Origin of the sequence: Pseudomonas sp. (assembly GCF_036404235.1) — a bacterium.
In the GTDB taxonomy this organism is placed as follows: Bacteria; Pseudomonadota; Gammaproteobacteria; order Pseudomonadales; family Pseudomonadaceae; genus Aquipseudomonas.
In genome coordinates, this window is record NZ_DASWOT010000208.1 from 1 (window position 1) to 6,471 (window position 6,471).

At 56.6% G+C, this 6,471-nt stretch carries 5 protein-coding genes; 1 reads left to right on the forward strand and 4 read right to left on the reverse strand.

Annotated features, from left to right (window positions below; translation table 11 throughout):
* The 4 genes from VGC62_RS26120 to flhA form a co-directional block, all read right to left on the reverse strand.
* Nucleotides 1–681 (reverse strand): RNA polymerase sigma factor FliA (locus tag VGC62_RS26120; RefSeq protein WP_331189971.1); only part of this gene is annotated, 681 nt, incomplete at its 3' end.
* Entirely contained in the window at nt 678–1,511 is an 834-nt protein-coding gene (fleN, locus tag VGC62_RS26125) for a flagellar synthesis regulator FleN (RefSeq protein ID WP_331189972.1), read from the reverse strand. The genes VGC62_RS26120 and fleN, both read right to left, overlap by 4 nt.
* 118 nt (nt 1,512–1,629) lie before the next feature.
* Nucleotides 1,630–2,982 (reverse strand): flagellar biosynthesis protein FlhF, encoded by a 1,353-nt coding sequence (flhF, locus tag VGC62_RS26130; RefSeq protein ID WP_331189973.1) that lies wholly within the window; start codon nt 2,980–2,982, stop codon nt 1,630–1,632.
* A gap of 11 nt (nt 2,983–2,993) precedes the next feature.
* The gene (gene flhA, locus VGC62_RS26135; protein WP_331189974.1) at nt 2,994–5,123 is read right to left on the reverse strand and encodes a flagellar biosynthesis protein FlhA; all 2,130 of its coding nucleotides are present in this window, start codon (nt 5,121–5,123) and stop codon (nt 2,994–2,996) included.
* A 460-nt stretch (nt 5,124–5,583) separates the two neighbouring features.
* Between flhA and VGC62_RS26140 the strand changes: the two genes are divergently transcribed.
* Nucleotides 5,584–6,036 carry a hypothetical protein gene (locus VGC62_RS26140; RefSeq protein ID WP_331189975.1) on the forward strand — a complete coding sequence of 151 codons (453 nt, stop codon included), beginning with the start codon at nt 5,584–5,586 and terminating at the stop codon, nt 6,034–6,036.
* Nucleotides 6,037–6,471: the final 435 nt, after the last annotated feature.

A 6,471-nucleotide genomic window follows, 5' to 3' on the forward strand; every position in this document is an offset into this window, starting at 1 on the left:
CTGGCTGACACGCGACTCGCTGACCCCCAGGACCTCACCGATTTCCTTGAGGTTCAGCTCTTCGTCGTAGTACAGCGCCAACACCAGTCGCTCACGCTCCGGCAAATTGGCAATCGCTTCCGCCAACGCGCCCTGGAAACGCTCATCTTCCAGGTCACGCGATGGCTCCATATGAGCGCTCGCGCCGTCCTCGTGCAGCCCTTCGTGTTCGCCGTCCTGCAACAGGTCGTCGAAACTGAACAGGCGGCTGCCCAAGGTATCGTTCAAAATCCCGTAGTAATCGTCGAGACTCAATTGGAGTTCGGCCGCAACTTCGTGATCTTTAGCGTCACGACCGGTTTTTGCTTCAATTGCACGAATCGCGTCGCTGACCATACGCGTATTGCGATGGACCGAACGCGGCGCCCAGTCACCTTTACGCACCTCGTCGAGCATCGCGCCACGAATACGAATCCCGGCGTAGGTCTCAAAACTTGCGCCCTTGGTGGAGTCGTACTTGGTCGAGACTTCGAGCAGGCCAATCATGCCCGCCTGGATCAAATCCTCGACCTGCACGCTGGCGGGCAGACGCGCCAACAAATGGTAGGCAATCCGCTTGACCAGCGGCGCGTAACGTTCGATCAGCTCGTATTGGGAATCACGGGATGATTTGCTGTACATGCGATACCCACTTGCTGTCATGACACGGGCCCTACGCTGGTCTGATGCACCAGACGTTCAACGAAAAATTCAAGATGGCCGCGCGGGTTGGCCGGTAATGGCCAAGTGTCAACTTTCTGCGCGATCGCCTTGAACGCCAGGGAGCACTTGGAGCGCGGGAACGCCTCATACACCGCACGTTGCTTCTGCACCGCCTTGCGCACGCATTCGTCGTAAGGCACGGCACCGACATATTGCAGGGCAACATCGAGAAAACGATCCGTGACTTTGGTCAGCTTGGCAAACAGGTTGCGACCTTCCTGGGGGCTCTGCGCCATGTTAGCCAGGACCCGGAAACGGTTCATGCCGTAATCACGGTTGAGCAACTTGATCAACGCGTAGGCGTCAGTGATGGAGGTCGGCTCGTCGCACACCACCAACAACACTTCCTGGGCTGCGCGCACGAAGCTGACCACTGACTCACCGATCCCGGCAGCGGTATCGATCACCAGTACATCGAGGTTGTCGCCAATATCGCTGAACGCCTGAATCAAGCCTGCGTGTTGCGCTGGCGTCAGGTGGACCATGCTCTGGGTACCCGACGCTGCCGGCACGATACGGATGCCGCCCGGGCCTTGCAGCAAGACGTCACGCAGCTCGCAGCGGCCTTCGATAACGTCGGCCAAGGTGCGTTTCGGGGTAAGCCCCAGCAATACGTCGACATTGGCCAGACCCAGATCGGCGTCCAGCAACATGACACGACGGCCAAGCTCGGCCAGTGCCAGTGAAAGGTTCACCGACACGTTCGTCTTGCCTACGCCGCCTTTGCCACCGGTTACCGCAATAACCTGTACGGGATGCATGCTGCCCATGTTAATTGTTTACCTTGTCTTGCTTAGACCTAAGCCACATGTCGGGCTGCACGTTCGTTGTATGAACAATGCTTGGCAGACCATTGAAGTGGGTATATTCCAGTGTCATTTTCTTCACCTAGCCCACGCGCTTGCCTGGGCTGTGATAAAGATCCGCAAACATATCAGCCATCGCTTCCTCGCTAGGCTCTTCCTGCATCTGCACACTGACTGCCCGACTCACCAACTGGTGCCGACGCGGCAAATGCAGATCATCCGGTATTCGTGGACCGTCGGTGAGATAGGCCACGGGGAGTTCATGACTGATTGCCAGGCTCAACACCTCACCAAGACTGGCTGTCTCATCAAGCTTGGTCAGGATGCACCCGGCCAGGCCACAACGTTTGTAACTGTGATAAGCCGCAGTGAGCACTTGCTTCTGGCTGGTCGTCGCCAATACCAGATAGTTGCGCGCCTTGATGCCACGACCGGCGAGGCTTTCGAGTTGCAGACGCAAGGCCGGATCGCTGGCCTGCAGGCCAGCGGTATCGATCAGCACTACACGCTTGCGCAGCAAGGGCTCCAATGCCTGAACCAAGGATTGTCCCGGATCGACGTGGACCACCGGAACATTCAGAATGCGTCCCAGCGTTTTCAGTTGTTCCTGGGCACCGATACGGAAACTATCCATGCTCACCAGCGCAATATTTTGCGCGCCGTATTTCAACACATAACGCGCTGCAAGCTTGGCTAAAGTGGTGGTTTTACCCATGCCGGCCGGGCCGACCATGGCAATCACCCCACCCTCTTCGAGCGGTTCGACGTCCGGGGTCACGATCATGCGCGCCAGGTGCGCCAGCAACATGCGCCATGTGTGCTGCTGATCATCGGCGTCAGTCACCATCGCCAGCAAGTCACGGGACAATGGGCCTGACAGGCCAATGCGTTGCAGACGACGCCACAGATTGGCCTGCGCCGGACGGCTGCCTTGCAATTGGTTCCAGGCCAGGGAGCCCAACTGGACCTCCAACAGCTCGCGCAGGCCATTCAATTCAGAGCGCATCGAATCATAAGCACGTTGCCCGATCGCAGGTTCGGCGAATGCTGCGCGCTCGGCACGATCCGCAGCAATGGCCGCATGGATCGATGGACGGAACGGCTCATCAAGTGTGGGCTCGATGTGCTTCTCATCCGCGCTCAATGGCGTGTTGGCGAACAACTGGCGATTGACCGAAGAATCCAGATCACCCCGAGTGGTGAGTTCGGCCTGGGCCGAGACGATGCGTGACTGAGTCTTGCGCAACTCGTCTTCGAGCTCGATGTTCGGCACACGCGGTGCCAACGCGGACAGCTGGTAATCCAGAGCGGCAGTCAGTTCCACGCCGCCGGCAATCCGCCGGTTACCGATGATGGCCGCATCGGCGCCCAATTCATCACGAACCAGTTTCATGGCTTGTCGCATATCGGCGGCGAAAAAACGCTTAACTTGCATGACTCACTACCTCAGCCGTTAGGCCCGACAGTCGCTACGATGGTGACTTGCTTATTGTCAGGAATTTCCTGATACGCCAAAACATGCATATTCGGTACAGCCAAACGGCCAAAACGAGAGAGCATCGCGCGGACCGGACCTGCGACCAACAAAATAACCGGCTGCCCTTGCATCTCTTGGCGTTGCGCCGCGTCGATCAACGAACGCTGTAGTTTCTCAGCCATGCTCGGTTCGAGCAACACGCCTTCTTCCTGACCCTGGCCTGCCTTCTGCAGACTATTGAGCAATATCTGTTCCAACCTTGGCTCAAGCGTGATAACAGGCAGCTGCGGCTCAATCCCCACAATGCTTTGGACGATTGCGCGAGACAAACCAACGCGAACCGCGGCCACCAATGCGGCGGTATCTTGACTCCGCGCAGCGTTGTTGGCGATCGCTTCGGCAATGCTGCGGATATCGCGCACAGGCACTTGTTCGGCGAGCAGCGCTTGCAACACCTTGAGCAGCGCAGACAACGACAGAATACCGGGTACCAGTTCCTCTGCCAGTTTCGGCGAACCCTTGGCCAGTAGTTGCATCAATTGCTGGACCTCCTCATGGCCGATGAGCTCATGAGAGTGTTTGTAGAGGATCTGGTTCAAGTGGGTTGCAACTACGGTGCTTGCGTCCACCACGGTGTAACCGAGCGACTGCGCCTGAGCACGCTGGCTGATCTCGATCCACACCGCTTCCAGACCGAACGCCGGGTCTTTGGCGTTTATACCGTTGAGGCTGCCAAAGACCTGACCGGGGTTGATCGCCAGCTCGCGATCCGGGTAGATCTCGGCTTCGGCCAGGGTCACGCCCATTAACGTCAATCGGTACGCGCTAGGCGCCAGATCGAGGTTGTCGCGAATGTGTACGGTCGGCATGAGGAAGCCCAACTCCTGGGAGAGCTTCTTGCGCACCCCCTTGATCCGCGCCAACAGCTGACCACCCTGATTGCGGTCCACCAACGGAATCAGACGGTAGCCGACCTCCAGACCGATCATGTCGATTGGCGTCACGTCGTCCCAACCCAGTTCTTTGGACTCCTGCGCGCGAGTGGGAGAAGGCAGCAGCTCTTGCTGACGCTTGACCTCCTGCAACGCCATGACCTTGACCAGGTTCTGCTTCCTCCAAAGCAGGTACGCGCCACCGGCAGCGGCCAGCCCCATGGTCAGGAACGAGAAATGCGGCATGCCCGGCACCAGGCCCATGACGATGATCAAGCCAGCCGCCACGGCCAACGCCTTGGGCGTGGTGAACATCTGGCGATTGATCAGCTTGCCCATGTCTTCAGAACCGGAGGCACGGGTGACCATGATCGCAGCAGCGGTCGACAGCAGCAGCGATGGCAATTGCGCCACCAAACCGTCACCGATGGTCAGCAAGGCGTAGACCTTACCGGCATCGGCGAAGGTCATATTGTGCTGAAACATACCGACCAGGACGCCGCCGATGAGGTTGATGAACAAAATCAGCAGGCCGGCGATGGCATCACCGCGCACAAACTTGCTGGCACCGTCCATGGAGCCATAGAACTCGGCCTCCTGGGCGACTTCCAGACGACGGCGTTTGGCTTCAGGCTGATCGATCAAGCCAGCATTGAGGTCGGCGTCGATTGCCATTTGCTTGCCGGGCATCGCGTCAAGGGTGAAGCGCGCGCTCACCTCGGAGATACGCCCGGCACCTTTGGTCACGACCACGAAGTTGATGATCATCAGGATCGCGAACACCACGATACCGACCACATAGTTGCCACCGATCACCACCTCACCGAAGGCCTGAATCACCTTACCGGCAGCGGCGTGGCCGTCCTGACCGTGAAGCATGACCACCCGAGTGGACGCCACGTTCAGCGCCAGACGCAACAACGTCGCCACCAGCAAGATGGTGGGGAATACCGAAAAATCCAACGGTCGCAATGCGTAAACACACACCAGCAGCACGACGATAGACAGCGCAATGTTGAATGTGAAGAACACGTCCAGCAGGAACGGCGGCATTGGCAACATCATCATTGCCAGCATGACCAACAGCAGCAACGGCACGCCCAGTTGACCACGACCCAGGCCGATCAGATTGCTGCGAGCACTGTTGAGTAATTGAGAGCGATCCACCGATTCTTTACCTGCGCGCTAAATCAAACTTTTGACGCCTAGAGGCGACTTAACACCGATATTGCAAGAAGGAGTCCAACTATTGAGACCCCCTAAAAATAGCAGAGTGCCATTATTCAGAAATATGCACCGCCGCACACTGATGCAGATCGCATGCAACCCCTGTCGTGGAAATTGAAGTTCAGGATGGTCGTGATGCGACTCGGCTGACCCACCACTCTCGGGACCGGCGTGACCACAGAGGGCTTCCAGCGCTTGGATTGCGTCATGTCAGTAGCGGATGTGACGCTAATGATCGTTCCCCACATGGACGTGCCGCGAAGGCCGACTCCCCCAAGCACCGTAAGTCGATTCCGAGAATCTCGTAATCAACCAAATTTCAGCGCTTTGTTTAGTGACACTCACCCAAACGCAAACCTATCGTCCGCTTCCCGTCCAGACGATCAGAGACGTCGCGTACATGTCCAAGCCCTACACGTTCATCAACCAGACACTGCAAAGCGCTTCGTCCCTCAGGGACAGCCTGGTGACCGACCCCAAAGCGAGAATGACGACGACTGCCTATGGTCTGGGTTTATTGAGCTTCAGCGCCTTCGTCATCATCAATCCTCTCATTGTTCTCTACGTTGCAAAATTCAAACTTGATGAAATCGAAGCAAAGTTGACCGGAACAAAAATGGCAGTGGACGCACGACGTAACTGGAGTAGCAATAATATCCACGCACGAATGTTTCGCCTGAGCATGGTATTCATTTCATTGTCCTTCCCGAAGCACTGGAGCAAACGCGGACTGGTTGACCTGAGGGAAATTAACCATTTACCGAGGACGCTGACTCGCTGGGTACTCATTCCAGGAATTCTGAATTTCTTCGTGGTAATAGGTTTGTGTGTTTTCCGACTGCAGGGTGATTAGCTTTCACTATATCTGGGCGAGTATGGCTATTAGTGCCCCTTTGGCTCAGAAAGCAGGCACTGCAATTTACAAGGTTTGATCAGGTGCAGGAGTGAACTTGTTGGCGATGCGGTGTCACAGGCACACCGCGTTAGTCGCCTCGCCAACAAGTTGGCTCCTACAGATTGAACGGCCCCCATCCATCGCAGCGCGCTATTGACGAATGTCTTCAATATCGCAGTTGATCAGTTTATGGAAAGTGATGCTTGCTATGGAGGATGCACTCCTACTGTCGTGTTCGGCCATCTGGTTGACCGGGCCAGCCGTCTATTATTACGTCGGTGTTTTCAAATTAGAGGTTATCGATAGCCACTTTCAAAAAAGCAAATTGATCGTGGATTTCCGGGCAAGTTGGAAGGACCGAGGCTTGAGAGGAAAAATATCGAGGTTGAATAT

Bases quoted from the DNA above. Each gene is read 5' to 3' on its own strand.
- fleN (WP_331189972.1), bottom strand. From the start codon at position 1,511: ATGGGCAGCATGCATCCCGTACAGGTTATTGCGGTAACCGGTGGCAAA.
- VGC62_RS26140 (WP_331189975.1), top strand. From the start codon at position 5,584: ATGTCCAAGCCCTACACGTTCATCAACCAGACACTGCAAAGCGCTTCG.
- flhF (WP_331189973.1), bottom strand. From the start codon at position 2,982: ATGCAAGTTAAGCGTTTTTTCGCCGCCGATATGCGACAAGCCATGAAA.